Below are 1,017 nucleotides of genomic sequence, written 5' to 3' on the forward strand. Positions count from 1 at the left end.
CACCCGACCCGAAGCCGACTGAGTCGCCCGACTCCAAACCGACCGAGTCGCCCGACCCGACCCCGGAGGAGTCGCCCGACTCTGTGGCGGCTCTGGTCGACGCGAAGGTGCCGACCGATTCGGGCCCGGGTCTGCTGGAGCGGATCAAGGGCGCGAAGCGGCTGGACGTCATCCCGGCGTGGATGAAGTCCGGGGCCGAGTTCAAGGACGCCCTCGGCTGGCTGGCCGGGCACGTGTGGCACACGATCGCGTTCCACGCGGTGCGGGTGCCGTTCCTGTACCTGCCCAAGCTGATCTGGCGCTCCCCGCAAGGCCTGCTGAACACCCTGAGCAAGGCCGGACGCTGGGCCGTGGACGCCGAGGGCGAGCCGCTGCGTCAGGCCGAGGCCCGCCGGGAGAACTCCGAGCTGTACCTGAAGCTGTCCAAGCAGCGCGACCGCCGCGTACGGCTGCGGATGCTGCTCTCCCTGCTCGGCGGCCTGTTCGCCCTGGTCACGCTGCTGTTCGTGGTGTTCGCCGCGTCCGGGATGACGCAGACCATCGCCGCGGCCATAGCGGTCCTCGGCTTCGGCCTCATGGGGGCGCCAGCCGATGCTCCGCTGTCCACCCGGGCAGTCATCAAGACCGAGGTACAGAAGCTGACCGGCGACATGGTCGTCAAGGCCATGGCATCCATCGGCATCGGCCAGATCGCCTCGGCGGTCGCCAAGGGCCAGGACGGCATCAAGTTCGTCGGTCCGATCTGCCGCGAGGGTCCGGGCTGGCGCGCGGACATCGACCTGCCCTTGGGGGTCACCGTCGCCGACGTGGCCGACCGCCGCGCCCGACTCGCCTCCGGACTCAGGCGTCCGCTCGGTTGCGTGTGGCCCGACGCCGACCCCAACGAGCACGAGGGCCGACTCATCCTGTGGGTCGGCGACCGTGACCTGTCCAAGACCGGCATCGTCAAGTGGCAGCTCGCCAGCGCCAAGCGGCACGACATCTTCAAGCGCAACCCGTTCGGGATCGACCCGCGCG

Annotated in this window: 1 pseudogene; it reads left to right on the top strand. The window is 70.1% G+C overall.

Annotation, left to right across the window (positions count from 1 at the left end):
- Window positions 1-1,017, top strand: a pseudogene (locus ACZ5CR_RS47570) (cell division protein FtsK); the annotation flags it as partial.

This window comes from Streptomyces sp. NPDC031274, from assembly GCF_055570235.1.